Origin of the sequence: Myxococcus sp. CA056 (assembly GCF_013336715.1) — a bacterium.
GTDB classification, from domain to species: Bacteria; Myxococcota; Myxococcia; order Myxococcales; family Myxococcaceae; genus Myxococcus; species Myxococcus llanfairpwllgwyngyllgogerychwyrndrobwllllantysiliogogogochensis.
The window spans coordinates 243,992-268,639 of sequence record NZ_JABUMT010000008.1 but is presented as its reverse complement, the minus strand read 5'-3'; the positions used below and the strand labels follow the sequence as shown (position 1 = coordinate 268,639).

The 24,648-nt window shown below is 69.3% G+C and carries 24 protein-coding genes; 9 read left to right on the top strand and 15 right to left on the bottom strand.

Annotated elements, in window-relative coordinates:
• Positions 1-9 precede the first annotated feature (9 nt).
• The 4 genes from HUA76_RS28990 to HUA76_RS28975 all read left to right on the top strand — a co-directional run bounded on the left by HUA76_RS28990 (position 10) and on the right by HUA76_RS28975 (position 5,290).
• Positions 10-2,109, top strand: a complete 2,100-nt coding sequence (locus HUA76_RS28990) for a hypothetical protein (protein WP_174462661.1) — start codon at positions 10-12, stop codon at positions 2,107-2,109.
• Positions 2,106-3,686 carry a hypothetical protein gene (locus HUA76_RS28985; RefSeq protein WP_174462660.1) on the top strand — a complete coding sequence of 527 codons (1,581 nt, stop codon included), beginning with the start codon at positions 2,106-2,108 and terminating at the stop codon, positions 3,684-3,686. The genes HUA76_RS28990 and HUA76_RS28985 overlap by 4 nt, the downstream gene beginning before the upstream one ends.
• 116 nt (positions 3,687-3,802) lie before the next feature.
• Positions 3,803-4,312 (top strand): cytochrome c-type biogenesis protein, encoded by a 510-nt coding sequence (locus HUA76_RS28980; protein ID WP_174462659.1) that lies wholly within the window; start codon positions 3,803-3,805, stop codon positions 4,310-4,312.
• Positions 4,313-4,315: 3 nt separating this feature from the next.
• Positions 4,316-5,290 (top strand): tetratricopeptide repeat protein, encoded by a 975-nt coding sequence (locus HUA76_RS28975; RefSeq protein ID WP_141648029.1) that lies wholly within the window; start codon positions 4,316-4,318, stop codon positions 5,288-5,290.
• A gap of 87 nt (positions 5,291-5,377) precedes the next feature.
• On the opposite strand, the gene HUA76_RS28970 is transcribed toward HUA76_RS28975, so the two are convergent.
• Positions 5,378-5,950: a tRNA-uridine aminocarboxypropyltransferase gene (locus HUA76_RS28970; protein WP_174462658.1), complete on the bottom strand. Its 573-nt coding sequence runs from the start codon at positions 5,948-5,950 to the stop codon at positions 5,378-5,380.
• 144 nt (positions 5,951-6,094) lie between these two features.
• Between HUA76_RS28970 and HUA76_RS28965 the strand changes: the two genes are divergently transcribed.
• Entirely contained in the window at positions 6,095-7,774 is a 1,680-nt protein-coding gene (locus tag HUA76_RS28965) for a hypothetical protein (protein WP_174458638.1), read from the top strand.
• Between the two features lie 126 nt (positions 7,775-7,900).
• Here HUA76_RS28965 and HUA76_RS28960 read toward each other — a convergent pair whose 3' ends face one another.
• From HUA76_RS28960 to HUA76_RS28920, 9 genes are all read right to left on the bottom strand, one after another.
• Entirely contained in the window at positions 7,901-9,103 is a 1,203-nt protein-coding gene (locus HUA76_RS28960) for a GNAT family N-acetyltransferase (RefSeq protein WP_141648025.1), read from the bottom strand.
• 52 nt (positions 9,104-9,155) lie between these two features.
• A complete protein-coding gene (locus tag HUA76_RS28955; RefSeq protein WP_371745776.1) occupies positions 9,156-10,334 on the bottom strand; it encodes a DegT/DnrJ/EryC1/StrS family aminotransferase in 1,179 nt (392 codons plus the stop codon).
• Positions 10,322-11,440, bottom strand: coding sequence for a GNAT family N-acetyltransferase (locus HUA76_RS28950; RefSeq protein ID WP_174462657.1), 1,119 nt, complete (start codon positions 11,438-11,440; stop codon positions 10,322-10,324). Before HUA76_RS28950 ends, HUA76_RS28955 begins: the two co-directional genes overlap by 13 nt.
• Before the next feature lie 35 nt (positions 11,441-11,475).
• Positions 11,476-12,567, bottom strand: a complete 1,092-nt coding sequence (gene yvcK / locus HUA76_RS28945) for a gluconeogenesis factor YvcK family protein (protein WP_141648023.1) — start codon at positions 12,565-12,567, stop codon at positions 11,476-11,478.
• A gap of 95 nt (positions 12,568-12,662) precedes the next feature.
• Entirely contained in the window at positions 12,663-14,030 is a 1,368-nt protein-coding gene (gene exoE, locus HUA76_RS28940; protein WP_174458635.1) for a polyisoprenyl-phosphate hexose-1-phosphate transferase ExoE, read from the bottom strand.
• Between the two features lie 101 nt (positions 14,031-14,131).
• Positions 14,132-14,872, bottom strand: coding sequence for a CpsD/CapB family tyrosine-protein kinase (locus tag HUA76_RS28935; protein WP_141645315.1), 741 nt, complete (start codon positions 14,870-14,872; stop codon positions 14,132-14,134).
• 28 nt (positions 14,873-14,900) lie between these two features.
• Positions 14,901-16,310 carry a Wzz/FepE/Etk N-terminal domain-containing protein gene (locus HUA76_RS28930; protein WP_141645314.1) on the bottom strand — a complete coding sequence of 470 codons (1,410 nt, stop codon included), beginning with the start codon at positions 16,308-16,310 and terminating at the stop codon, positions 14,901-14,903.
• A 33-nt stretch (positions 16,311-16,343) separates the two neighbouring features.
• On the bottom strand, positions 16,344-17,495 hold the full coding sequence (locus HUA76_RS28925; RefSeq protein WP_174458633.1) for a hypothetical protein: 1,152 nt from the start codon (positions 17,493-17,495) through the stop codon (positions 16,344-16,346).
• Positions 17,496-17,560: 65 nt separating this feature from the next.
• Positions 17,561-18,133, bottom strand: a complete 573-nt coding sequence (locus tag HUA76_RS28920) for a polysaccharide biosynthesis/export family protein (RefSeq protein WP_174462656.1) — start codon at positions 18,131-18,133, stop codon at positions 17,561-17,563.
• Between the two features lie 379 nt (positions 18,134-18,512).
• Here HUA76_RS28920 and HUA76_RS28915 point away from each other — a divergent pair, with 379 nt between their 5' ends.
• Positions 18,513-18,710 carry a hypothetical protein gene (locus HUA76_RS28915; RefSeq protein WP_141645311.1) on the top strand — a complete coding sequence of 66 codons (198 nt, stop codon included), beginning with the start codon at positions 18,513-18,515 and terminating at the stop codon, positions 18,708-18,710.
• Between the two features lie 92 nt (positions 18,711-18,802).
• Here the strand turns inward: HUA76_RS28915 and HUA76_RS28910 are convergent, their stop codons facing one another.
• On the bottom strand, positions 18,803-19,597 hold the full coding sequence (locus HUA76_RS28910; RefSeq protein WP_174462655.1) for an SDR family NAD(P)-dependent oxidoreductase: 795 nt from the start codon (positions 19,595-19,597) through the stop codon (positions 18,803-18,805).
• A gap of 149 nt (positions 19,598-19,746) precedes the next feature.
• Between HUA76_RS28910 and HUA76_RS28905 the strand changes: the two genes are divergently transcribed.
• The 3 genes from HUA76_RS28905 (at position 19,747) to HUA76_RS28895 (ending at position 21,370) form a co-directional block, all read left to right on the top strand.
• Positions 19,747-20,253 (top strand): MarR family winged helix-turn-helix transcriptional regulator, encoded by a 507-nt coding sequence (locus tag HUA76_RS28905; RefSeq protein WP_141645309.1) that lies wholly within the window; start codon positions 19,747-19,749, stop codon positions 20,251-20,253.
• 81 nt (positions 20,254-20,334) lie between these two features.
• Positions 20,335-20,913 carry a TetR/AcrR family transcriptional regulator gene (locus tag HUA76_RS28900; RefSeq protein ID WP_174458631.1) on the top strand — a complete coding sequence of 193 codons (579 nt, stop codon included), beginning with the start codon at positions 20,335-20,337 and terminating at the stop codon, positions 20,911-20,913.
• A 28-nt stretch (positions 20,914-20,941) separates the two neighbouring features.
• Entirely contained in the window at positions 20,942-21,370 is a 429-nt protein-coding gene (locus HUA76_RS28895) for an EVE domain-containing protein (protein WP_141645307.1), read from the top strand.
• On the opposite strand, the gene HUA76_RS28890 is transcribed toward HUA76_RS28895, so the two are convergent.
• The 4 genes from HUA76_RS28890 to HUA76_RS28875 are packed head-to-tail and all read right to left on the bottom strand — an operon-like array spanning position 21,333 to position 24,648.
• Positions 21,333-22,838: an amino acid permease gene (locus tag HUA76_RS28890; RefSeq protein ID WP_254614549.1), complete on the bottom strand. Its 1,506-nt coding sequence runs from the start codon at positions 22,836-22,838 to the stop codon at positions 21,333-21,335. The two genes, HUA76_RS28895 and HUA76_RS28890, sit on opposite strands and share 38 nt — an antisense overlap.
• A 51-nt stretch (positions 22,839-22,889) precedes the next feature.
• On the bottom strand, positions 22,890-23,474 hold the full coding sequence (locus HUA76_RS28885) for a periplasmic heavy metal sensor (RefSeq protein ID WP_174462654.1): 585 nt from the start codon (positions 23,472-23,474) through the stop codon (positions 22,890-22,892).
• Positions 23,471-24,097, bottom strand: coding sequence for a hypothetical protein (locus HUA76_RS28880; protein WP_174458630.1), 627 nt, complete (start codon positions 24,095-24,097; stop codon positions 23,471-23,473). The genes HUA76_RS28885 and HUA76_RS28880 overlap by 4 nt, the downstream gene beginning before the upstream one ends.
• Positions 24,094-24,648 carry an RNA polymerase sigma factor gene (locus tag HUA76_RS28875; protein WP_141645304.1) on the bottom strand — a complete coding sequence of 185 codons (555 nt, stop codon included), beginning with the start codon at positions 24,646-24,648 and terminating at the stop codon, positions 24,094-24,096. Before HUA76_RS28875 ends, HUA76_RS28880 begins: the two co-directional genes overlap by 4 nt.

The following is a 24,648-nucleotide window of genomic DNA, read 5'->3' as shown; positions in this document are numbered from 1 at the left end:
GCCCCCGCCATGGCACGCCTCGCTCTCTCGGCCCATGTCGCGCTCACTCCTCCCAGTGGACGCAATCGCAACCGGCTTCGTCTCGCCAGCTTTGGCGTCACGGACTTCCGGCTCTCCATCCCCGGCGGCGCGACCTCCCGCTTCCATCGCCCGGGACTCCGCACACGCACCACCGAGGCTCCCGAAGATGACTTCCACTTCGTGCCCGAAGTGGAGCCCGCGGAGCTGACCTATCGGCTCTCCAATGACGCCCACCTCGTGCGCGTCGGTCGCCTGGAGCTGTTCACCCGCCACGCGAAGAAGCCCCTGTGGACCCGGGACCTGACCGCCGAGGAGCTCACGGGCGGCGAGCACCGCCTGCCCTGGGACGGCACCGTCACCGCGTGCGAGACCTTTCCCGATGGCGTCGTCACCGTGGAGCACTCGCCCTACAAGCTCAAGCTGACGCTCCAGGGCGCGGGCCTCGCGGAGTGCCCCGTCGCCTGGACGTACTTCCATGTCCTGGTGGATGGGATTGAGCTGGAGCTGGGTGACTCCCGCGTGCTCACGCGACAGAGGGACCGCGACGTGGCGACCACCCTCGGACGGCTTCCATCCGACGGAGAGCGGGCGGAGATTCGACTCGTCAGCAACCTCTTCAAGACACGCATCGAGGAGATGGGCGACGACACCGACTTCCGGCAATACCGCCGCGCGTGGGGCATGGGGCCCGATGTCCCCATCTTCGCCCGCGCGTGGCTCAAGGACTCACGGAACCGTCGCGTCGACGCTCCCCGCGCGCTCGGCAGGGTGCGCTTCCTCTGGGATTGGGAAGACGAGTCCGAGGACCTCACCCCGCACTCGCCCCTCGCCCGCGCCTATCTGGAGCACGCGCTGGCGCGGCAATGCCAGACCTCACGCCCCAAGGGAGACAACGCGCACCGCGACGTGGGCGGCAAGCGCGGCCAGCCCTCCGCGACGGTCTTCCCTCGGCAGACCGGTTACACCCCGCAGGCCGAGCCCCGGGACGGAGCGTTCCCCTTCCGCGTCGTGCCGTGTTCGAAGCGCAAGTGGGCGGCGTACAGCCTGCCGTGGACCCGCGGCGCCTTCGCGGGGCGAACGGGTGTGGTGTTCCAGCCCTCACGCATCGCGGGTGACGCCTGGCGCGTGACGGTGCAGCTTGCCTACGACAAGCGGAAGGACGGCGGCGTCGTGCTGGACGTCGAGGACGAGGCTCCGCTCCCCGCCGCCATCCAGGCCCGCACCGGCATCTTCGAGTCCTGGCGCGAGGTCCACATCTCGCGCGTGCTGCGCAAGCACCCGAGCGTCTCCGGCGTCTGCATCGCCGACGTCCAGCAACGCTTCGCTCGCGCTTTTTTACGACTGGAAGACCGCAGCGGTGGCGTCACCATCATGGACGCGGACACCTACAACAAACGCATCGCCCGAGCTGTCGCCGCCCTGTCCCCGGAGGTCCGCGCCGCCATCGACCCCCTCGTGGACCAATACGCCGCGGGCCCGCATGCCCTCACTTTTCGCACCTACCCGAACTTTCTCGACGAAGTGAAGCGGCTGCGCGGAGGTGGGCGCGCCACCGCTTCTCGCTGGCTCGTTCCCGGCAAGATCGCGAGCACGGACAACAAGGAACACGCGTACCATCGTCTCTGTAAGGACTGGGCCAAGAGCATCCTCGTCACGGCCTTCGACGAGCCCACCGGTGGCACTCCCGGCATCGTGCTCCTGCAATTCAACGGCCTCTACAATCTCGAAACAGAACCTGGGGGCAGTCTCGTCAATGGATTCTCCCAGGAGTTTCCCTCGCAGGACCGCGCGCGCTGCGCCGTCGTGCAGTGCGGAACCGCGAGGAACTACAACGGCGGCGCCAACTCGCTCGTGCAGACCATCGCCCACGAAGTGGGCCATCAGCTCTTCCTTCCCCATGCCCCCTTCCCGGTCCACCGGGTGCCCACCGGCGCGATGACCGAACAGCATGACCAGGACGGGAGCGACTGTTTGATGGGTTACGACTTCTCCGTGGAGCGAAGGTTCTGTGGCATGTGCCTGCTACGACTCCGGGGCTGGAACAAACAGGCGCTGAGCAGCATCGGAAGTCGGAACGCCCGGCCATGAGCCCGATTCTCCTGTCCTGCCACACGCTCCTCGTCTCGCTGACGCTCGCGAGCGCGCCGCCCCGGCCCACCAAGAGTCCTTCCACGCAGCCTGGAGGTCCCTCCGTGCGCATCCAGTTCAACATGCCCAAGGAGCGCTTCACCGCCATCGAGGACCGCAGCCTGCGCCTCACCGTGCGCAACAACGGCCCATCTCCCGTGGAGCTGGCGGACCCCTTCCGGAACTCGGATGCCACGCTCACGTACACGCTGACGGGCCCCGAGTATCCCCAGGGTCGCAGCGCCAACGGGCGCGAGGTCACCCTGCGCAATCCAGACAACGCCGTGTCTCCCGACGCCGCCCCGCGCGTGAGGCTCGGCGTGGGCCAGGCGCTCGAGTCCGTGCTGGAGCTGCACGAGTGGCTTCCCGTCACCCGTCCCGGACGCTATCGCCTGGAGGCGCGGCTGGAGCAGCCGGCGCTCTCGGTGGAGTCGGCGCCGGTCGAGTTCGACATCGTCGCGTCGACTTCGGGTCCCGCGTCCTTGGGCTTCGACGTGGCGGCCAGGTATCGCAGCAGCGTCTTCGCCACGTGGTTCCAGGAGATTGAGGGCCAGCCGATGCTCGTCGCGGGCGTCTATGCGGACGCGACGGACGACAGTGAGTGGGGCGTGCGGTGGAGTCCCGCGACCATCCTCGGCCCTGTCGAGCCCGGCTCCAGAGACGCCCTGGCGCCGTGGACCAACAACACACAGGGCGCGCCGTGTGTCGACTGGGTGGTCTGGCGCAAGGGCGCCTCGGTGATGGCCCTGGCGGAGCCCGCAACCACCGAGCATCCGTTTCGCATGGACCTGGAGGCGCCCCCCGAGTCCCTGGTGCGTCCGCCCCTCCAGACAGCCGCCGGTGAGCTGTTCATTCCCTTCATCGCCGCGGGCGGGAGGGAGCTTCGGCTCCTCCGCTTCCAGTCCACCCTCGATTCGACGGAGGTCACCCCCGGCCGCGAGGTGGGGCGCGTGCGGCTGCCAGGAAAACCCATCGCCTCGCGCGCCACCATCCAGCCCGACTCCCTGGGAGACGCCATCAGCGTGGTGCTCGTCGAGGACACGGCCGAAGGACTGGACCTGCACCATGTGCGCAGCCGTGCCGGAGGTGGGCTCACCCGCGTCGCCAGCACCCGCCTGCCTGGGCTCAGAGCGCTTCCCAGCTCGGAGCCCGGGCTGTGGATGGACCCGGCGGGCAGGCTGAACGTCGCGGTGCTCGCCGCGTCACTGAAGCACCCACGCCGGGCCATGCTCGCGCAGGTGCGCTACCGGGCGGATGGGAGGTTGGAGTCGCCCCCTCGGGTGAAGGCCTTGGCGGAGCTCCCCGCGGTACCTCGCGCGGCCATCGCCCGGCACCATCCGGAGGACCTGAGCAAGGGCGAGTTGTTCTGGGCCATCCTGCTGGTGGATGGGCGGATGGTGACCTCCTCCACGAAGAATGGAGGCCCGATAACGCCCCGTCATCCGGTGGCCCTGCCGCTCGAGCTCTATCCGGCCCGGGACACGTACGTGCTCACCGTGGACCCCGTGCTCGGACCTTCCTTCGAGCCCCTGCGCTGACACCGTGACGGATGCCCACCTACAGCCCGGGCGGCGGGGCGGGCGTCCGGCGCTCAGGTTTCACTGTCCAACACGGGCCCGGTAGAGCTAGGTAGAGACGGCTCCCGGGAGTTCCGATGACCGCCGCCCTGCTTTCCCTGACCCTTGCATTCGGCCTCATCACCGGCCAGTTCGCGCCCCAGCAGGCGGCGAGCGAGCCTCTCGCGCCCGAACTCGAGGTCCGCGTCCAGCAGCTCGGCAAGACGTTGCGCTGCGCGGTGTGCCAGGGCCTCTCCATCTCCGACAGCCCGTCCTCCATGGCGCGCGCGCAGCTCGACATGGTCCGCGAGCTGGTCTCCGAGGGGAAGAACGACCAGGAAGTCGTCGACTTCTTCGTGTCGCGTTACGGAGAGTGGGTGCTGCTGGAGCCCAAGGCGGAGGGCTTCAACTGGTTCGTCTGGCTGGGCCCCGTCGCGCTCCTCATGGTGGGCGGGTTCGTCATCTGGCGACAGGTCCAGCAAGGACCGCCCCCGCAGGCCACGGCGGCCACGCCGGCCACTGCTTCCGCGCCCACTCCGGGCACCCCTTCCGCGGCGGATGACGCCGACCCCTACCTCCAGGCCGTGCGCCGGGAGCTGGAGCGCTAAGCCATGCAGCAACAGCCGACCAACTGGTTGCCCGGTATCATCGTCCTCGCCGTGGCCTTCATCGCCGCCGCCGCGTGGCTGCTCTTCATGCGTCGCAAGGGCGCGCTCACCACGCCCGAGCCCAAGGACGGCGTGCTCGACGACCTGGGCCAGCGCGCGCAGTCGCTCATCGACCAGCTGCGCACCCTGGAGGCGGACAAGCACAACCTGGCCGCCGAGCAGTACGCCGCGGAGAAGTCCCGCCTGGAGCACGAGGCCGCCGCGGCCTTTCGCGCCAAGGACGAGCACCTCAAGCGCAAGGCGTCCAGTGGGGAGCCGCGCGCCCGGACGCAGCAGGCGCCCGCGCCCACCGGATGGTCGGCGCGCAATCCGCAGTTGTCTGGCGCGCTGTGGGGCGCCGGCATCGTCCTGTTCTTCGGAGGACTGGGCTACCTGCTCGTCTCCGAACAGCAGGCGCGCACCGACGGGCAGGAGGCCACCGGCCGCATGCCTCCGGGCGCCCCCGGGCAGGGGCAGGCGCCGCAGCAGGGCGGCATGGGCGCGCAGCAGCCGGAAGGCGCGGAGATGGAGGAGGCGCGCGCCCGGCTGGAGGCCAATCCGTTCGACCTGGACTCCGCGTCCATGCTCAGCCACGAGTTGATCCGTCGTCAGCAGTTCGACGAGGCCGCGACGGTGACGGCCAAGGGCCTGGCGGTGGACCCGTTCCACGTCGAGCTGCGCGTGCACCGGGGCGTGCTGCGCGCCACTCGAGGGGACATGGAGGGCGCCGAGGCGGAGCTGACCGAGCTGGTCAACACGTGGCCCGACGCGCAGGAGGCGCTCATCTTCCTGGGCAGCCTCGCGCTGCGCCGCGACGACAAGCTCAAGGCGCTGGAGCACTTCGAGCGGTTCTCCGTCGAGGTGCCGCGCAACATGCAGCCTCCGCAGCTCCTGCCCGCGATTGCCCAGCTGCGCTCCGAGGTGGCCGCGGTTCCGTGATGGGTCCGGGCTTCCACTCTGGAAGCCCGCGTGGTCCACACAGTTGTCGAGATGGGTCCGTGAGTGGACGGGCCCTGTGCGACGGAGTCAGTTGAGCGTGCCGCACTCGGCGATGCGCTGAACTCGCAGCGCGGCCAGTCGCTCCAGCGCCGCCGCGGCCTCGGGTCCTTCCAGCATCGCCACCGCGCGGGCTATCGCGTCGAGGGTGGACATCCCGGACGGATGCGTGGGCTCGCGGAGCATGAGCATTCCGGACTCGGGTGGAGGGAGGACGAGTCTTGGAAGCGTCCGGAGCACGGGGATGCGTTGAGACATCCGCCGAGCCTGGGACCAGCTCCCGTCCAGCACCACGAGCTGTCGGGGCGCGGGGGCATCCGGCGGTGCGGAGGGACCGTCTGGGAAGAGCATCCAGGTGCCCGGCTCGGAGAGGACCGACGTGTCGAAGGACTCGTCCGGCGCGCCGTAGGTGAGCAGCTTCGCGTTCGACAGCGCGAGCGCGGCCACCCGCCCGGTGTTGCTCTTCTTCCATGTCTCCACGATGTGCTGGAGCAGGACGATGCGGGTGCGCGTCGCGACCTGGGGAATCTCTGCGCACAGGCACAGGTGCTGCGGGAGGTTGCAGCGCTGACAACGGGGCCGACGAAAGACGGGGACAGACATCCTCCTGCATCCTGTTCCGCGAGCCCCTGGAAGAGAAGCGCTCGCACCTGCTCACCCTGAAACATCCCGAGCCGTTGATTTCGCGTGCCGTCACAGTGTTACATCGTGACCGCAGTGCAGCACCGTGACTGAAGAGGGGGAGACATGTCGACTCGTATCTCGAAGGACGCATCGCCCGTCGCGAATGTCGCGGCGGAGCAGGCCCGTCGTGCCGCGGAGGAAGCCGCGCGGCGTGCGGCGGAAGAAGCGGCCCGGCGCATGTTGGAAGAACTCACGAGGCTCGCCGCCCAGGCCGCGAGCCTGGACGCCAAGAAGCCCGACTCATTCAAGACCGCGCAACCCCAGACGCGAGGCCCTGACCTCGCGACCGATGGAACCTCCGCGCCCGGCACCTCGCTCGCGAGCGAGAACGCGAAGGACGGCCGGGTAAACTGCCTGGACGCGATCGCGGACTTCCTGTCGCTGGCGCCCGCCGTCATCCGCGCACGCTCGGAGGTCCTCTTCCTGAAGGACAGCCGCCCCGGCGCCGAGGGCACCACGGGCCACGTCGTCATCCGCCAGGGCAACAACATCTACGACCCCACGACGCGCGAATGGACCGCGTCGGAGACCTGGCTGAAGCAGCACCCCGAGTACTCCATCGCGGGCTCCGTGCCGGGGAGCACGGTGAACACGATTCTCTCCGCTCCCCCTGGCCCGGAACGAGAGGCCGCGCTGGCCCGGGCGAACCTTCCACCGGAGATCGCGAACATGGTGGTGGCGGACACGGGCACCTCGCTCCCCGTCCCCGCCTGGCTCGAACAAGGCGGCCCTCCGCCATGGCTGCACGGCGCCTGGCACCATCTGGATGCCACGGCCCAGGCGAGCGTCCTGAACGGCATCCGTGAGAATTGGAGCCAGCACGTCGAGGACATGGCCCCCGCGTGGATTCGCGACCCGTCCCTGTCTCCTCCACCCCTGACGGAGGACTGGAGCGAGCTGTCGCCGGAAGAGCAGCGCGCGACGGCCGAAGAGCACTGGGCCACGCTGGTCGAGGAAGAGATGTCCCTCTACTTCGGGCCCCTGCCTGAAACCGGCGTGGCGGCGGAGACGCCTCTCATCGGCACCTCACGCGGGTGGCCCTGGGGCGAAGGCAGCGTCGGCGAGTGGGCCGCGAACCACTCCGCGGGACAAGACCCCATCGCCCAGTACCTGAACATCGGCGCCATCCTCAACGGCGAGGGCAAGGACTACACCCACGGCAACCTGTGCGGAGAGCTGTCCGCCCTCTCCGTCATGGGGATGGAGCTCGTGGACGGCCTCACCCGCTTCGCCAACCTCGGCTCCGATTACCGAGGCATCCTGAGCAACGGCGAGATGCTGACGAACTCCACCCACCTGGAGACCTTCCTGGCCAGCGAGGGCTGGAGAATCGTCGGTCAGCAGGCGGGCTCCGAGAACGACCCGACCATGACGGACCTGGACGGCAGCTTCAGCGCCACCAACACGTACAACAACAACCACGCGCAGAACCCCACGCCCGAGGCCGTGCAACGCATCCTCGACGACGGCGGCGCATTGATGGTCCTCGTCAACATCGACGGCGCCGACAACGGAATGCTGGAGTCGGTGCGCACCTCGGACCAGGACATCACCCACTGGGTGAGCGTGGTCGACATCACCGAGAACGCCCAGGGACAGACGTACGTACGCGTCTACAATCCCTATCAGAACCGCGAGGAGGTCTACTCGTGGGCGGACTTCAAGGCGGCCTGGCAGAGCCCCAGTGAGTCGGGCTTCACGTACGTCGCCGCGATGCCGCCCGACGCAACCAGCACGCCCTGAGCGAAAGGCCGCGAGCGAAAGGGCGCGCGGCCATTCACGCCGCCGCCCTCTTCTGCTCGCATCGGACGCCCGCCTCCGGCCTCGCCCTACGCACGATGCCGGTCGCCTGGCCTCACCGCGACGTCCTCAATCCACCGCGGCACGGCGACGCCGGAACCGGCGCACCTTCTCCACCCACGTGCCCGGCATCACCTGCTTCGCCGCGTTGCGCCCCTTGCGCGCCAGCTCCTCCGCCCGGGTGAACCAGGCCCCCGCGCGCGTCCCGCTGTGCACGCGCACGGACACCGTGCGCCGCTGCTTCGACACCCAGTCGGACTTGTACGTCTCGGTGCCTCGCAGGAAGTCGTACTCGGTGAGCCCGGCCTCCATCGCGTCCTTGAACGTCTCGCCCACCAGCACCAGGCCCACGCTGCGGTTGCGCCACTCCGGGTCATACCCGGACTGGAAGTACACGAAGCGGTCCCCGTGCACGATGCCGTACACCGAAGCCACGGCCCGGCCGCCCACCTTCATCGTGTACAGCCGCAGCCGTCCCCGCTCCGCGAGCAATTGCGTCGCGTCCCGGTGGAACGACTCCACACCCGTGCCCTTGATGCCCTGCGAGCCACCGTCCTCCGCCCACCGCGCCGAGTGCAGTCGGAAGAAGTCCGTCATCGGCCCGGCCAGCTCACCCGGCGCCTCGGTGCGCTCTATGCGGTAGCCATCCTGCTTCTCCAGCCATTTGCGCCGCCGCAGGTAGTTGTCACGCCGACCCGTGCGCTTGAGGAACGCGTCGAACGGCTCGCGCGGGTCCAACACGTCGTACGGACACACGTACCGCTCCGACAGCCGCACGTCCTGTCCGGAGAAGGCCGCGCGCAGAACGTCCACCGTGACGGAGTCCTCGCGCAGGTCCGTCAAATCCAGCACGTCCCACTCCTCGCGCAGCGCCACCAGCATCCGCGCGAAGGCCCCCGCAACCTCGCGCTCCGCGCCCCTCCGGGCCACGACGTCCAGGTAGTCACTGCCCACGTGCGTCTCGCCCAGGAAGCCCAGGCGCCGCACCCGCGCACCCGTCACCCGACGCGTCTCCAACCCCAGCGGCAACAGCCCCACCAGCGTCCCCGCCGCGTCGCGCGCCGTCAGGACCAAGGGCCTCCGCCCCGGTTCGATGCGCCGGCACCACGGATACAACCACTCCCATGAATTGAAGGGCCCCGCGTGGCTCGAATCCAGCAGCGAATCCCACTCCGCGCGCATTCCCGCCAGCGCGGACAGACTGCCCACGGCGCTCACGTCCAGCCGCTGCGCGGCGCGCGGCCCCTGCCTCAGCTCGTCCTCGCGAATCACCGTCCCGCCTCCTCGGAGGGGAGAACCGCCCCTCCCATCCCCGCAGACCCACTCATCCCGCGCGCTTCTTCGACCGCTTCTCCGCTCGCACCGCGTCGCGCACCACCAGCGCCACGTCCGCCATCACCTCCGGCGACAGGTCCTGGTGACACGGAATCTCCACGATGCTGCGCCGCAACTGCGCCACCTCGGGGAACGCCCCCGCGTCACACGCCGGATGGAAGCGCTTCCAGAAGTCGATGGCATCGATGCCCTTCGCCCTCAGCCGCGCGAGCACCTCCGCCTTCTCCTGCACCACCATCGGGAAGAAGAGCGGACACGCGCCGGGCGGCAGCTGGTTGAACAGCGGAGGCACCACGTCCCGCAGCCGGCCCAGCAGGTAGAAGTAGTTGCGCCGCCGCTTCTCGACGATGGACTCCAAATCCTGCGCCAGGGCGATCCGCTTCGTCAGCGGACTCATGCCCAGGTCCACGTGCTTGCGGTCGAAGTGCTGCGTGCCCGTGGCCACGCGCTCGATGCTCGCCGCCTTCACCGTGCCGTGCCCCAGCGTGCGGACGAAGCCCCGCAGCGTGCGCCCCGCCACTCCGCCGCGCAGCTCCAGGTTCTGCAGCAGCGCGGACACCGTGTGACTGAAGGTCGACGCGGACGGCGGCGACGGAGGCTCCGGCAGGCTGTAGGAGCGCGGCCCGTTCACCACCAGCGCGCCACCGTTCGGCACGGGCAGCGTCTTGTAGAGACAGTAGATGCCCACGTCTCCCGTCGTCCCGAGCGGCACCGAGCCATCCGACGACAGGAGCGACAGCGCGCAGTCCTCAATCAGCACCAGCCCGTGCTGGTCCGCCAGCTTGCGCATCTCTTCCACCGGGCCCGGGAAGCCCGCGTAGTGCGTCAGGTACAGCGCCTTCGTCTTCGGACCGATGCGCCGCGCCACGTCCTCCAGGTCCACGTCCCACCGGCTGCCCACCCGGTAGAACCGCGGCGTGGCGCCCGCGTCCACCAGCGCCTCCACCTCCACGCCATGGTGGTACGACGGCATCAGGACTTCGCCCTTGTCCAACCCCAGCATCTTCACCGTGAGCCACACGGCGTTGCGGGCGAAGTAGAAGTAGCGGACGTTGGGAGACGAGAACGGCGGCAGTGCTCCGGGCCGGGGCTTGGACAGCAACATGCCAGGCCACAGCGTGGGCAGGGACGGCACGAACATCTTGCCCGGGGGAGTCATCGCTTCCATTTCGCCACCACCTCTTTCACCGCCGGGCTCCACCGGAACTTGGCCGCGCACAGCGCCCGGCCGAAGGCGGAGTCGTTGAAGATGTAGAGCCACGTGTGGCGCCGGACCTGGTCGGTCCAGTCGCGCTTCCACACCATGTCCGGCCCCAGGAAATCGAACTCGCGCAGGCCCCGGTCGATGCAGGCCCCCACCACTTCCTCCATCAGGAGCTGGCCCGGGCTGCACTCGCGCAGCGCCTCGTCGTAGCCAGGCTTCAAGAGGAAGTAGCGCCCGCCGTCTTCCAGGCCGTAGTGGAAGGCCACCGGCCGGCCATCCAGCCGCAGGATGTACAGCGCCAGCTTCTTGCGGTAGGCCGCATCGCGCCCCAGCTCCGTGTAGAAGCCGCGCGTCGCCGCGTCCTGCGCCATGGCCGTGCCGCGCTCGCCCTTCCAGCCGCTCTGCTCCAGCAGGAAGCCGTCCTCCAGCGTGCGCTCCAAATCGAGCCCGCCCTCCACCCGCTCGAAGGTGACGCGGCCCTTCTCCTCCAGCTTGCGACGCCGACGCCGGCAGTTCGCCTTGAACTTCGCCTGGAGTGACGCCTGGTACTTCTCCCGCGTCGCGGGCAGCGGAATGTACGGAGACTGAAGCGACTCCCACGCGCCCACGGGCATGTCCGCGCTGCGGGCCGCCGCGTGCAGTCGCCACGCCGAGCCCCCATCCGGCACGTCCGTCAAACGCAGCACGTCCCACCCGCCCCGCCGTCGCAGGTGCGAGAGGAACAGGGCCGCGGCGACCTCCGGCTCGCGGGCCAGCAGGTCAAAGCGACACGAGTGCGCATTGGCCGCGCCGGAGAGCTGACGCACCGGCACGCCGTACAGCGTGGTGCGCTCCTCCCACAGCGGCAGCGCCGCGCTCAGCTGGCCGTCCGCGTCCCGCAGCGTCAGCACGCGCAGGCGCGCGCCGGGGGCGAAGTTGTCCAGCCAGATGCGCAGGAACTCGTGCCGGTAGAACACCTCGCCGGACGTCGCCTCCACCAGCGCGTTCCACTCCGACTCCAGGGCCATGAAGGCCGCACGGTCGTCGACTTCGACGACGCGCGGCCCGGGGTTGCTCAGGGTTGCTTCCATGTTCGGGCGCCCAAGGTGGTGATGGGAAGGCGTGGCTACAAGCCGCTGCGCGCCATCTTCAACAAGCAGGCGGCGACCTTGCGGCTGTCGTGTCGGATCCTCGACCCATCCTTGAGGAGGTCGGCCCGCACCGGCACCACCCCCGCGGCGATGAGCTCGCGAGTGTCCACGTCGACGGGGAACGAGCCCCGCCGCCCGTACCGCCGCATGGCGTCCGGCGCCGGCAGCGTGCCGTTCACCAGCACCGCGTCCAGCACGGGGCCCACGTGCTCTCGCACCGCCTGCACGTGGTCCAGGCACGACATGCCGTCCGTCTCCCCCGGCTGCGTCATCAGGTTGGCGACCATGACCTTGAGCGCGCGCGTCTCTTTCAGCGCCTGGGCCACGCCGTCCACCAGCAGATTGGGCAAGAGGCTCGAGTACAGCGAGCCCGGGCCAATCGCCACCAGGTCCGCGGTGTAGATGGCCTCCAGCAGGCCCTCCACCGGAGGCGGCGAGCGCGGGCTGAGCGTCACCTTGCGCACCCGCCCCTGCGCCCGGCAGATGTTGCGCTCGCCGACGACCTCCGTGTCGTCATGCATCTGCGCCACCAGCTGCACGGAGGCCAGCGTGGACGGCAGCACCGTGCCGCGCGCGCCCAGCAGCTCGCCGGACATGCGCACCGCCTCCATGAAGTCGCCCTTGAGCTCCGCCAGCGCGGCGATGAGCAGGTTGCCCACCGCGTGACCGGCCAGTCCGCGCGCCCCACCGAAGCGGAACTGGAACACTTCCTTCAGCGCGCTGCGCCCTCCGGCCAGCGCCACCAGGCAATTTCGGATGTCACCCGGAGGCAGCGCGCCGTGCAGCCTGCGCAGGCGGCCAGAGCTGCCCCCGTCGTCGCTCATCGCCACCACGGCGGTGATGTCCACGCCCGGGTCGCCCGGCTTGGGCGCCGAGCGCTTCGCCAGGCCGCGCAGCACCATGGGAAGCCCCGTGCCGCCGCCAATGGCGACGATGCGAGTGGGCCGCTGCAAGTGCGGCTGCATCAGCTCGTTGCGGTCCGTCTCCCGTTCACGCTCACGCTCCCTGCGAGCACGGGCCTCCTCCCACGACTCCGGGAGCTGCGAATCCATGTCCATCCCCACCATGACCCAACCCCCATCCACGACGCCCAAACCCGCCACCCCTGGCGAGTCCCCGCCCGACCTTCCCTCCCTCGAGGGAAGGCCGACGAGAGGTGTGCCTACCGAGCTCCACGCCCGAGCAAAACATGCCTCACGGTGTGGAAAATGATGCCCACGTCCAGGAACAGCGAGCCGTTCTTCACGTAGTACAGGTCGAACTCCAGCTTGTTGCGCGCATCCTCCACGGAGGCTCCGTAGGGGTAGCGAATCTGGGCCCAGCCCGTCAGGCCCGGCTTCACTGCCTCACGCAGTCCGTAGAAGGGAATCTGCTGCTTGAGTTGCTCGACAAACACGGGCCGCTCCGGACGCGGACCCACGAAGCTCATCTCCCCCATCAACACGTTGAACACCTGGGGAATCTCGTCGATTCGCGTGCGCCGGATGAACTTGCCCACCCGGGTGACACGGTCATCGTTCGCACGAGCCCACACCGCGCCGTTCTTCTCCGCGTCCGTCCGCATGCTGCGGAACTTCCACAGGTAGTACGTCACGCCTCCCAGCCCCGTGCGCTCCTGTCGGTAGAAGACAGGCCCCTTCGAATCCAGCTTGATGGCCACCGCCACCAGAAGCAGGAAGGGTGCCGACAACGCCAGGAGCAGCGACGCCACCGCCAGGTCGAAGGCCCGCTTCAGCGCCCGCCGCAACGGAGACACCGTCAGCTCGTCCGCGAAGGCGAAGTCGCTCGCCCGGAGGAACTGCACCGGAATCCGCCGCAGCACCCGCTCGCAGAAGCCCGTCGCGTCATAAACGCGGCGGCCTTGCAGCCGACAGCTCAGCAGTGAGTCCACCCAGTTGGCCCCGCGCATGTCGTCAGCAGCCTGCACGACATATGCCGCGCCCATGCGGGCCGCCATCTGCTCCAGGGGTTCCTCCGTGGTGCGTGGGTCCACCAGCGCGACGACGCGGTAGCTGCCCTCGCCGCCCGCTTCGATGGCGGTCGCCACCGCGCGGGCCTTGAGGCCATCACCGACGATGAGCACCGCGTGCGGCGCCCCCACCAGCGCGCGAATGGACACCCGGACGACCAGCGTGCCCGCGAGCGCCCCCATGGCTCCACCGAGCAGCGCGCCAGGAGGCAGCGCGACGGGCAGCACCAGCGGGGCCACCAGCATCACCCCACCGGTCACCATCGCCGTGACACCCGCGGCCTTCAGGAAGCGGTAGCCCCGCGCCCGGTCCTCCGCGGCGACGCGCAAGTCATACAAATCCAACAGGTACAGCGTGAACTGGAACGTGACCACGAAGGCCGCGCCCAGGCCCAGCAGCGTGGGCCACAGCGCCGTGAGCGGCGGCCGTGTCCCAGCAGGCGCGAAGAGTGCCGCACAGGCCGCCGCGCCCATCACGCAGGCCAGTGCGATCGCCGAGCTCTCGGCGAGGAAGAACGTCAGCTTCTTGGCAGAAAAATAGTGGTGAAAAACCCGGAGCACGTGCCCCTCCAACCAACCCGCCCGACTCACGACCCGCCCCCTCGACTCGTCACCTCCGCCCCACTCCCGTCACCGGGACGCGGGGCGGAGGCTACCGCCCTCTACTTCTGCTTCTCGTAGTTCTTCAGGTACGGCGTCGCATGCACCTCCGCGCCGTTGAGCACGCACCCCAACACGGGCGCGCCGGCCAGCTGCTCCACCGCCTGGTGCACCGTCTTGCCCGGCGTCACGTTGGCGCGGATGACCATCAGCACCCCGTCCACCTGGTGCCCCAGGATGGCCGCGTCCGCGAACGGCAGCGTCGGCGGCAGGTCGATGTACACCTCGTCGAAGCCCTCACGCACCGCCTTGAGGAACTGCTTCATCCGAGGGCTGGCCAGCACCTGCGAGGGCTCCTCCGGCGCGGTGCCGGCGGGGATGAGGGCCAGGCGCGTGGCCGCGAAGCGACGCACCACGTCCCGCACCTCCACCTCGCCGGACAACAGCTCCGCCAGGCCCGTCTTGTTGCGCACCCCCAGCGTGGCCGCCACACCGCCGCGCCGCAGGTCCGCGTCCACCAGCAGGATGCGCCGGTCCGGATTCGCCCGGGCCGCCGCCATCGCCAGGTTGACGCTCGTCACCGTCTTGCCCTCGCCGGGCATCGCGGAGGTCAGCGCCACCACCTTCATGGGGCGCAGCTCCCGCATCCGCTCCAGCCGGTAATACAGGCTGCGGTACTGCTCCGCCGCCGCCGAGGCCGGCGCGGTCAGCGTCACCACCCGCCGGTCCACCGCGTTCGGGTTCGTCGAGTTCTCATCCACCCGCGGGAGGAAGTTGCCCGCCCGCTCCATCGTCTGGTCCATGTTCGGTTTCCGTCCTTTCCTTTGGGTGTCAGTTCAAAGAGGTGGGGGAGGACACGTTGTTGCGTCCGCCCTGGGACGGCATCAGCACGCGCCGCTCCGTCTTGCCCTGCATGTCCGGCACCACCGCCAACACCGGCAGCGTCAGGCGCTGGCGCACTTCCGAGCCATCGCGCAGGCTGTCGTCACGCATCTCCAGCACCGCGCCCGTGAGGATGCCCAGGCCCAGCGCCACCAGCAGGGCAATCACCAGCCCCGTCATCCGGTCCGGCCTCGCCGCCGTCACCGGCACACCCGCGGGGGAGATGACGTTGAACAGGCTCTTGGAGCTCTTGGCCTCCAGCTCCTGGGCAATCTCCGCCTCCACCTTGCGGCTCACCACGCTCTGGTACTTGGTGCGCGCGATTTCGTAGTCGCGGTTCATCACCCCCAGCTCGTGCGCCCACTTCGGCGTGTTGTTCAGCCGGGCCTGGTACGCCTCCGCCTTCCCCTGCAGGTCGACGATGTCCTTCTGGATGACCTCGATGAGCGATGCCACCCGGCCGCGCTCGGCACGCTCCGCCCACAAGCGGCCTTCGGCCTCCTTGCGGCGCGTCGTCATCCCGTCCAGCTCGGTCTGCATGCGCTTGATCTCCGGGTGGTCCTCCGTCCACGTCGTCCGTGCATTCACCAGGGCCCGCGTCAGCCCGCTCTCCGCGGACTCCAGGCGACCGGCCTCGCTGTCCACCGCGTTGCGAGCCCGCGCCAGGTCCGAGCGGCGCGCTTCCGCCACGCGCAGCTCCTCCGACTTCGTCTGCAGCTCGTGCGACACGCGCTCGAGCCCTCGCATGTTCATCTCCATCTGCTCGGGCAGCTCGCCCAGGTGGTCCACCTTGAACTGGGAAATCTTTCGCTCCCAGTTGGAGACCGCCTTGCCCATGCTGCCCATTTCCTCGGTAAAGAGGTCCGTGGCACGCGCCGCCTGCGCCTGGCGCAGCTTCAGCGTCTCCTCGGAGAAGATGGTCGGCAGCCGGTTGGCCACCTGCGCGGCCACCTGCGGGTCGCGGTTGGTGTAGGTGATTTCGAACGCCGTCTCACCCTCCACGCGCACCTGCAGGTCCTTGCGCATCTGCGCAACCGCCGTCTCCATGCCCTTCTCGGACACGATGTCCGGATAGAGGTTCATTTCCTCGATGGCCTTCTGGAGCACGGGGCGTGCCATGAGCTCCTGGCGCACCGTGAGCAGCCTTTGCTCGATGAGCTCGCTCACCGTGCGCTGCACCATTTCCTCCCCTGGCCGCTGCGGCTCCACGCGGACCACCGCCGACGCTTCGTACATGCTCGGCCGCGTCATCACGATGGCCGCTCCCACCGCGAATACCGCTGCTGTGATGGCTCCCACCAACGCCTTGCGGCGCCAGAGAGAGGCCAACAGCTGGTCCGCCGTCATCCCACGCTCCATGATCCGCTCCTCCACCAACCCACTCACGTGTTGTCACCACGCCGTCACGATGAGACGGACAGCGAAAACGTTGCGCGTCAGATCTCCCGCAGCGCCCGCCGACTCCGCCACGCCCACCTGGGCAATCCGGTCCACCGCTCCCTGAGCCGCCACCTGGCGGCTGAAGCGGTACTCCACCCCTGCACCTACCGCGTACCCCTGGGAAACCAGGGGGGTGCTGCCAAACGTCGTCCAGTCCCGCGAGGGCGCTCGCCCGTTGCGGAAGAAGCTGGCCGCTCCAAACGCCGAGAACTGGTGGTCGAACCGCCGCGCCAGCATCAGCGACGCGTAGTCCGCCCACAGCGCGGTGGCGAAACCGCTGGCGCCGACCAGGTCGTGCCCCACGGCGAAGCCCAGGTCGAACAGCTCACCCTCGCGCGCCAGCTCCACATTCACGCGAGGAACCCACCCGCCCTCCTGCCCGTCCGGCGCCAGGTAGCGCACCGGTCCACCGCGAACGATGAGCGTGGTGGGCCGCGTCAGGCGATAGCGCAACGTGCCCGCCACGCCATGCGCCTGGGACAGGGAGTTGTCGTAATAGAAGCCCTGGTAGCGGTACTCCACGCCCAGGGTCAGCCGGCGCGTGGTGCGGTACATCACCTCCAGGGACGGCGTGTGGGCATAGCCCGGCTCCTGGCCGCTCTCGAGGATGCGCACCACTTCGATTCCGTAACCCACGCGCACGTCCACCCGCTCCGACGCGCGCGCGGTGAGTCCCAACCGGGCCTGCGTGAAGAACGTGGGTGACGTCGAGCGGGCCAGACCATCGCGAGGCAGCGAGGTGGGGTCCGTGACGCGGAAGACGCGCACGTTCGTGTCCACCCGGAGCCGCCGCGACAACAGGTGCCGCAGCTCCAGTGCCCCGCGGTGGTCCAACGTCACCTTGCCGGAGCCGTGCCGCATCAGCACGTCCGCGCCGTAGTAGCCGTTGAGGTTCAGCCGTTCGTCCCTGCCCTCGACCCCCAGGCGCGGCGACAGCTTCGTCATCAGCTGGCCGCCCGTGGCGCCCGCGCCCAGGCGCAGGTCGTCGTCGTAGCGTTCCTCGGCGGCGATTCTCAGCCGAGGCTCCCACACGGTCGCCGCCGGTACGGCCGGCGCGGTGAGCATGAGGCCCGTCAGCAGCCACTTCTTCCAGTCGCCCTTCACCGTCGTCCTCCCTCGCCTACGCCACCCACCGTCCATGGACCCCTCACTCGACTTCCGACGACGCTTCACGGCACGACGATGGTGTCACCGGGCCGAAGCATGACGTCCTGGCTCCCGTCGGGAGAGATGAGGTCGCTGTAGCGCACCGGAATCTGCCCGCCGTTGCCGTCGCTGCGGATGACGACGATGCCATCCGAGTTGGCGAAGTCGGTGAAGCCGCCCGCCAGGGCGATGGCCTGGATGAGCGACACGCGGCCGCGCAGCGGATAGGCGCCCGGATGCGTGACTTCGCCGGTGACGAACACGCGGCTGCTGTTGACCTCGCGGACAATCACAGTCACGCGCGGCTCCTGCACATACGGCTGGAAGCTGCTCTTCAACGCCTCGGCCAGCTCCGTCGGCGTCTTGCCCGCGGCCAGCACCTCGCCCACCATCGGCATGGAGATGTAGCCGTCGGGGCGAACCGGCAGCGTGCGAGACAGCTCCGCGTCGCGCCACACCGCGACGTCCAGCACATCCTCCCGTCCAATACGGTAAGGCTGCTCGGAGTTGTCCACCTTCACCGCAGGCTGGTGCGCACACCCGCCCAGGAGCATCACCCCCAACACCGTCCAGAACCCCGCGCTCGTCTTGCCCATCGTCCTCTCCCTCGTCGCTGCGGATGTCTCTTGGAGTCCCGCACCCGCGGAACTCGTCCCGTCCTACCCGGCGCGGTTGCCATAGCAGCGGGTGTGCCATGCAGCCCTGGGAGGGAAAACCCATGGATCGTCGTGGGTTACGAAATGCCCAGCGATTCGACCTCCCGCGGTCCGGGAAGAATTACTGGCATCGGACGGGGGGATGGCCCGGTGTTTTCGACAGTCTTCCTCCTGTTGATGGAAGACATTTTCCCACTGCGGGGCACGTGGCTTCTCATTCCGCACCGTGTGTGCGCGGCACGCGAATTGAAGTCTGTTGAGGGAGAGGAGTTTTGGTTCCACAACGGGCCCCTGGGCCCGGCAGACAGGGAGCGAGCGGATGAGGAAGGCAGCGGGGGCGGTGGCGGCGGCGTTCGCGATGGGAACCGGAGTGATGACGTGGATGGGCGTCGCCTTCGCGGCCCAGACGGAAGCGGCGGCGCTCGGGGTGATGGGGCTGGCCCTCTACGCGAGCAGCGCGCTGTTGAGCGGCAAGACGGCCGAGGACACGACGCGAGGCATGGCGAACCAGGCCTGACGCCTCGACACGAGATATCAGTACAAGGCCCGATGCCCGCGAGGACATCGGGCCTTTTGTTTTTCAGACGTCAACCCCGTCAGGGGTCGCACTCAAGGAATGGCGCGCACCACTCCGCCATCCACGCGCAGCGCCGAGCCGTTGATGCCCGACGCCTGAGGGCTGCACACGAAGGCCACCAGCGAGGCGACCTCGTCCGTGCGCGCGAAGCGCTGGAGCAGCGACGACGGCCGCGCGCTCTTGAAGAACTCGCGCTCCACCGTGGCCACGTCCACGCCCTGCTGCTTCGACAAGCTCTTGAGGAACTCCTCCACGCCTTCGGAGCGAGTGGGCCCGGGGAGGATGGAGTTCGAGGTGATGTTCGTCCCGGACAGGCCCTCCGCGATTCCGCGCGCCAGGGCAATCTGCGCCGTCTTCGTGACGCCGTAGTGAATCATCTCCACGGGAATCTGCACGCCGGACTCGCTGGAGATGAAGACGATGCGGCCCCAGTTCTTCTCGCGCATGCCCTTGAGGTAGTACCGGCTGAGCCGCACGCCGCTCATCACGTTCACGTCGAAGATGTTCAGCCAGTCCTCGTCGGAGATGGCCTCGAAGGGCTTGGGTTCGAACACGCCCAGGTTGTTGACCAGGATGTCCACATGGGGAACGGCCTTGACCATCAGCGCCGCGCCCTCGCTCGTGCCCAGGTCTCCCGGAACTCCGCGCAGCTTCGCGTCCGGCTGCTTGCGGCGGACCTCCGCGATGGCCGCGTCCACGCGCTCCTTCGTGCGTCCATTGACGATGACCTCCGCGCCCTCCCGGGCCAGGGCCTCCACGATGGACAGGCCAATGCCCGCCGTGGAGCCGCTCACCAGCGCAACCTTGTTCTTCAGATCCAGGTCCATTCGTTCCCTCTCGAAATAGGCGGCGGTTGGTAACGGCTGGGGGGGCCCCTCGCCAGCCCGGTGTTCGGCGCTCCCGGTCGCCCCGTCCGTCACGGCGTGGTCAGCCCACATTGCGGAGTATCCGTGATGTGGTGTATTTCTCGCCGGGCATGGTCCGGACGAAGAAGGGCGCGAAGAAGGCGACACCCTCCCCGCTCAAGTGCACCCCCGCGCAGCGCGAGCTGGGGGCGAGCCTTCTGCAAAAGCTGATGAGCTTCAACCGGGCACGGGCCGTCCTCCGGGACCCCATCAGCCAGCTCTGCCAGGAAGAGGACCTCAGCTCGCCCCAGTTCCACGTGATTCTCTGGCTGGGCTACGACGGGCCCCTGCACACCGGTGAGCTTTCGCGGCTCGCGGACATCAATGACAAGAGCATCACCGGCGTGGTGGACCGGCTGGAGCACCGGGGCCTGGTCGCACGAACCCGGCATCCCGACGACCGGCGCACCGTGGTCAACACGCTCACGGCGGCGGGCCGAGCGCTCTACGCCGAAATCGCGAACCGCATCGAGACGGGCCTGGGCTTCTTCATCGGAACCATGGACCCGCTGGAGCAGGAAATCACCTTCAGGCTCGCGGACCGCCTCCTCACGCTCATGAGCAGCGGCTCGAAGTAGGTCGGCCCTGGGGGTGGCATCGAAGTCACCCGCGACGCACAGCCGTTTGCAGTCCTCACCCTCGAGACCCCGAACAAGACCATGAGCACCGAGCACCGCACCGCCATCCTCGCCGCCGCCACGGAGAGCTTCGCCCGGCTCGGCTTCTCCGCCTCCTCGCTGGAGGACATCGCCCGGCGCGCGGGCCTGGAGCCGGGGCGCGTCCACGGCCACTTCGAGAGCAAGGAGGCCTTGTTCGCGGTGGTGGTGAGGCAGGTCTGGTGTGATGCCTTCGCGCGGATAGAGCAGGCAGTCGCGCGAGCGCCCACCCCGGAGACCAAGGTGGCGGCCTTCGTGGAGACCCGACAGGAGCAGGTCGAGCGCATCCTCCAGGAGCTGCACGTGTCCTCGGAGGCCCTGCTCGACGTCCTGCCCCGCCTGGACCCGCTGCTCACGGACTTGTGGGAGCAGGAGGTCGCCCTGCTCGAGTCCGCGCTGACCGGGGGAAACACCGGGGGTGGGTCCACGTTCCACGACCCGAAGGGCGTGGCGCTCGCCCTGGCCTCGGGGCTCCGGTCCGTCGAGCGCACCCTGCTGGAGGTGCGTGTGACGACGGGGAGCGTGGACGACTCGAGCACATCGCCCGGGAGTCCCGGCGCACCGTCGCGTTGGCTGCACTAGCGGCCGTGCTGCTCTATGGTGCGCCGCCATGGCGAACCCCCAGTACTGGCTCATCAAGAGCGAGCCGTCGGTCTACGCGTACGCGCAGCTCGAGAAGGACAAGCAGACGGAGTGGACGGGCATCCGCAGCTTCGAGGCGCGCAACAACCTGCGGGCGATGAAGCCCGGCGACCTCTGCCTCTACTACCACTCCAATGAAGGCAAGGCCGTGGTCGGCATCGCGAAGGTGCTCACCTCCGCGGGTCCCGACTCCACGGCGCCCGACGAGGACTGGGCCTCCGTGAAGGTGGCGGCCCTCCTCCCCTTCAAGCAGGCCGTGGACCTGGCCACCGTCAAGGCCACCGCCACGTTGAAGGACTTCCCGCTCATCACCCGCAGCCGGCTCAGCGTGGCCTCCGTCACCGCCGAGCACTTCAAGCTCATCCTGAAGATGGGGAAGACGGCGCTGCCGAAGTAGGCCCGGACGCGGGAGGCCTCAGCAGCGTCACCTGGGGCCCCGTGAAGGTGTGGCGCTGGAAGAAGCCCCAGTAGAGCCCCAGCAACACGAGCGCGCCGGCGAACGTGTAGCCGGCGAGCTGGTTGGGCGGCAGCACGAACAGCACCATCACCACCGCGCTCCACGTCAGCGCCACGCCGTTGACCCACGGCGACGCGCGACCCAGGTCCCAAGGCCCCCGGTGGGACCACGTGCCGGCGCGGCGGGCGCGCAAGCCCACCCAGACGGGCAAGGCGTAGGACGCGTAGAGCGCCAGCGTGCTCAGCGCCACCATGGCCGCGTACGCCTCCGCCCACAGCGCGACCAGTCCCGAGCCCGCCACGGACACCCAGACCGCCACGGCGGGACTCCGGAAGCGCGGCGACACCTGGGCCAGCCACTTCGACGCGGGAAGCCCGTTGTCGCGCGCGAAGGCGAACAGCATGCGCGAGTTGGACGTCACCGAGGACAGTCCACAGAACCACATGGCGCCAATGGCCACCCACACCAACGCGCCCCCAAGCGACGGGCCCAGCGCCTGCGTCAGCACGTACAGGAACGGGTTGGCCGCGGCGGCCGTCGTCGGCAGGTCCTGGATGGCCAGCGTCACCGCGCCCAGGAGCAGGTAGCCCGCCACGGCGCTGACGGCCACGGACAGGAAGATGCCCCAGGGGGCGTTGCGCGTGGGGTCTCGCGTCTCCTCGGAGATGTGCGCGCTGGCGTCGTAGCCGGTGAAGGTCCACTGCGCCTGCAAGAGGCCGATGAGGAAGCCGTAGGCGTACCACGGCGTCTCCGAGCTGAAGCGCGTGAGCAGGAAGGCCGCGTCCTGCTTCGGAGCGAACACCGCGAGCGCGCCGATGAGCACCGCGACGCCCGCGACGTGGTACCAGGCGGAGAAGTCATTGAGCCACGCGACGACGCGCACGCCCACGTGGTTCAACACCGCGTGGGACAGGAGGATGGCCGCGTAGAGGGGCAGCACCGAGGCGCGCTCGCGAGGCCAGCCGAGCATGTCCGCGAGGAACTCGGCCAGGCCGTAGTCGATGCCCGCGGTGATTGCGAACTGGCCCAGTGTGTTGAGCCACGCGGTGAAGAAGCCCACCCGGGGGCCGCCCAGCATCGCGGCCCAGTGGTAGAGCGCGCCCGCGGTGGGGAAGGACGACGCGAGCTGCGCGAGGCTCGCCGCCACCGCCAGCGTCATCACCGCGACCAGGGGCCAGCCCACGCCCATGACGAAGGGCCCGCCGAAGCGCAGCCCGTGGCCGTAGAGCGTCACCGCTCCGGTGAGGATGGAGATGATGGAGAAGGAGACGGCGAAATTGGAGAAGCCGCCCATGCCGCGCAAGAGCTGCTGCGCATACCCCAGGCGCTGGAGCTGGGCGGCATCCTCCTCCAGCTGACGCTCATGGTCCGGAAGGTTGGCCATGACGCCCAGGATACGCGGGCCCATCCGCGACACCTTGGAGGGGCAGGTCGAATGGGCCCGCGTCTGTCCGGAACGCTACGGCTTGCGCGGCGGCGGGGGACTTCCGGCCTCACCGTCACCCGGAGGACCCTTGCGAATCTCGATGCGCTTCTGGATGCGCACCGTGCCCAGCTCCGCCTCCAGCTTGCGCCACAGCTCGGGGCCGAGGAGCCTCTTGATGCGGACCATCAACCCCAGGCGGTTGCGGCGCACCGCCGTCTCCGCGCGGCCCACCTCGTCCACCTGCTTGAGCACGGCGTTCTCGTCGGTGGAGTCCGCGCTCAACAGGCGCTCCAGTTGGAGCTGCGTCCGCTTCAGGTCCGCCTCCAGCGGGATGATGGCCTCGTTGGCATCGAACGTCAGCTCCTGCACCTGTTTGGCCACCTCGCGCGGCACGCCCAGCTTCTCCACCAGGTGCGGGGGAATGCCATGAGCGGCGGCGGGGAACTGTCCCGGAGGAAGCGCGCCTCCGCCGGGCCCCACGTGGTGAATCATGGTGCCCGCGGGCCCCTGGCGGTGGAGGACGAAGTCATCCTCCGGCTGGGCCAGGGCGGACATGGGCGACAGCAGCAGCGGGGCCAGCGCGGCCGTGAGCAGCGTGGCAACGGGTGTCTTCTTCATGGCAACGACTCCTGTGGATTGAGTGGGAGGACCGCCGTTCGGAACGGCGGGTTTTCCAGCGCGCGGGAATCAGGGGGACGCAGCCACGCGGCCATCGTCCCAAAAGGTTTGTAGGTGTCGTCGCGGAACACCACGTCTCGGCGCGAGTAGCCGCGCACCTCCGTGACGAGCCACGACAGCGAGCCGCGCTCGGCGCGAACGGCCCGGGCCACGGAGTCCAGGTCGACGTCGTCGGCCCCCTCGGCGCGACGCAGGCCCAGCTCGGGATGCGGCGCGGTGCCAGACTCGTCGGGCATTTCCACCCGCGCCTCGTGGAGCGCGGGGGCCCCTGGTGAGGGCGGAGCCCCGGGGCCCGACAGCCACGTCACCAGACCGACACAGAAGGAGGCGACGACCCCCGCGACGGCGCGACGGCGCACCTTGCGGCGACGCACTTCCCGCAGCACGGCCTCGCGAGGCACGGGGGCCAGGGGCGGCGGCTGGGGCAGGCGCAGCCCGGACGCCGAGGCATGCACGGCGGCCAGCGTGCGACAGTCCTCACAGCCCTCCAGGTGGACCCGCGCTTCCGGAGGCCACGGTGGCGAGGACTCCAGGAGGGCGGTGGCCACGTCGTGGCATCTCATGGCGTGTCTCCTTCCAGGGCCTGTTCGGCCTTGAGCTTCTTGAGTGCGCGATACAAGTGGATGCGGACGGTGCCCCGGCCAATGCCCATCGCCTCCGCGACGGCGTCCAGCTCCAAACCTTCCAGGTAGCGCAGGGTGAAGGCCGTGGACTGCTGCGCGGGGAGCGCTCGCACCGCGCGGCCCAACGCCCGCCACCGCTCGGCGCCGACGAAACGCTCCTCCGGAGAGAGGTCCAGCGGCGTCCCCCAGTCCAGGGCTTCACGCAGCACGTTCCACACGCGCCGCCGCCGCAAGTGGCCCATGGCCCGCGACACCAGGATGCGGCGCAGCCAGGCGGGCCCGGCCTTCGCGTCCCTCAGCAAATGACGCTTCTCGTAGGCATCAGCCAGGGCGGCCTGCACCAGGTCCCTCGCCTCCTCCCCATCCCACACCAACCGCCGAGCCAGCCGCAGCAACACGCCCTGCTCCGCCTCCAGGAGCGCGTCGAAATCCAACGCGGCCACGGCGCGCGCTGGGCTTCCAGGCTCCTCCAGGATGGCGGTACCCTTCAC

What these genes read in the sequence shown, in the direction of transcription:
- HUA76_RS28990 (WP_174462661.1), top strand. Translation starts at nt 10, where the DNA reads ATGGCACGCCTCGCTCTCTCGGCCCATGTCGCGCTCACTCCTCCCAGT.
- HUA76_RS28985 (WP_174462660.1), top strand. Translation starts at nt 2,106, where the DNA reads ATGAGCCCGATTCTCCTGTCCTGCCACACGCTCCTCGTCTCGCTGACG.
- HUA76_RS28980 (WP_174462659.1), top strand. Translation starts at nt 3,803, where the DNA reads ATGACCGCCGCCCTGCTTTCCCTGACCCTTGCATTCGGCCTCATCACC.
- HUA76_RS28975 (WP_141648029.1), top strand. Translation starts at nt 4,316, where the DNA reads ATGCAGCAACAGCCGACCAACTGGTTGCCCGGTATCATCGTCCTCGCC.
- HUA76_RS28970 (WP_174462658.1), bottom strand. Translation starts at nt 5,950, where the DNA reads ATGTCTGTCCCCGTCTTTCGTCGGCCCCGTTGTCAGCGCTGCAACCTC.
- HUA76_RS28965 (WP_174458638.1), top strand. Translation starts at nt 6,095, where the DNA reads ATGTCGACTCGTATCTCGAAGGACGCATCGCCCGTCGCGAATGTCGCG.
- HUA76_RS28955 (WP_371745776.1), bottom strand. Translation starts at nt 10,334, where the DNA reads ATGGAAGCGATGACTCCCCCGGGCAAGATGTTCGTGCCGTCCCTGCCC.
- HUA76_RS28950 (WP_174462657.1), bottom strand. Translation starts at nt 11,440, where the DNA reads ATGGAAGCAACCCTGAGCAACCCCGGGCCGCGCGTCGTCGAAGTCGAC.
- yvcK (WP_141648023.1), bottom strand. Translation starts at nt 12,567, where the DNA reads ATGGTGGGGATGGACATGGATTCGCAGCTCCCGGAGTCGTGGGAGGAG.
- HUA76_RS28935 (WP_141645315.1), bottom strand. Translation starts at nt 14,872, where the DNA reads ATGGACCAGACGATGGAGCGGGCGGGCAACTTCCTCCCGCGGGTGGAT.
- HUA76_RS28930 (WP_141645314.1), bottom strand. Translation starts at nt 16,310, where the DNA reads ATGGAGCGTGGGATGACGGCGGACCAGCTGTTGGCCTCTCTCTGGCGC.
- HUA76_RS28920 (WP_174462656.1), bottom strand. Translation starts at nt 18,133, where the DNA reads ATGGGCAAGACGAGCGCGGGGTTCTGGACGGTGTTGGGGGTGATGCTC.
- HUA76_RS28915 (WP_141645311.1), top strand. Translation starts at nt 18,513, where the DNA reads ATGAGGAAGGCAGCGGGGGCGGTGGCGGCGGCGTTCGCGATGGGAACC.
- HUA76_RS28910 (WP_174462655.1), bottom strand. Translation starts at nt 19,597, where the DNA reads ATGGACCTGGATCTGAAGAACAAGGTTGCGCTGGTGAGCGGCTCCACG.
- HUA76_RS28905 (WP_141645309.1), top strand. Translation starts at nt 19,747, where the DNA reads ATGGTCCGGACGAAGAAGGGCGCGAAGAAGGCGACACCCTCCCCGCTC.
- HUA76_RS28900 (WP_174458631.1), top strand. Translation starts at nt 20,335, where the DNA reads ATGAGCACCGAGCACCGCACCGCCATCCTCGCCGCCGCCACGGAGAGC.
- HUA76_RS28895 (WP_141645307.1), top strand. Translation starts at nt 20,942, where the DNA reads ATGGCGAACCCCCAGTACTGGCTCATCAAGAGCGAGCCGTCGGTCTAC.
- HUA76_RS28890 (WP_254614549.1), bottom strand. Translation starts at nt 22,838, where the DNA reads ATGGGCCCGCGTATCCTGGGCGTCATGGCCAACCTTCCGGACCATGAG.
- HUA76_RS28885 (WP_174462654.1), bottom strand. Translation starts at nt 23,474, where the DNA reads ATGAAGAAGACACCCGTTGCCACGCTGCTCACGGCCGCGCTGGCCCCG.
- HUA76_RS28880 (WP_174458630.1), bottom strand. Translation starts at nt 24,097, where the DNA reads ATGAGATGCCACGACGTGGCCACCGCCCTCCTGGAGTCCTCGCCACCG.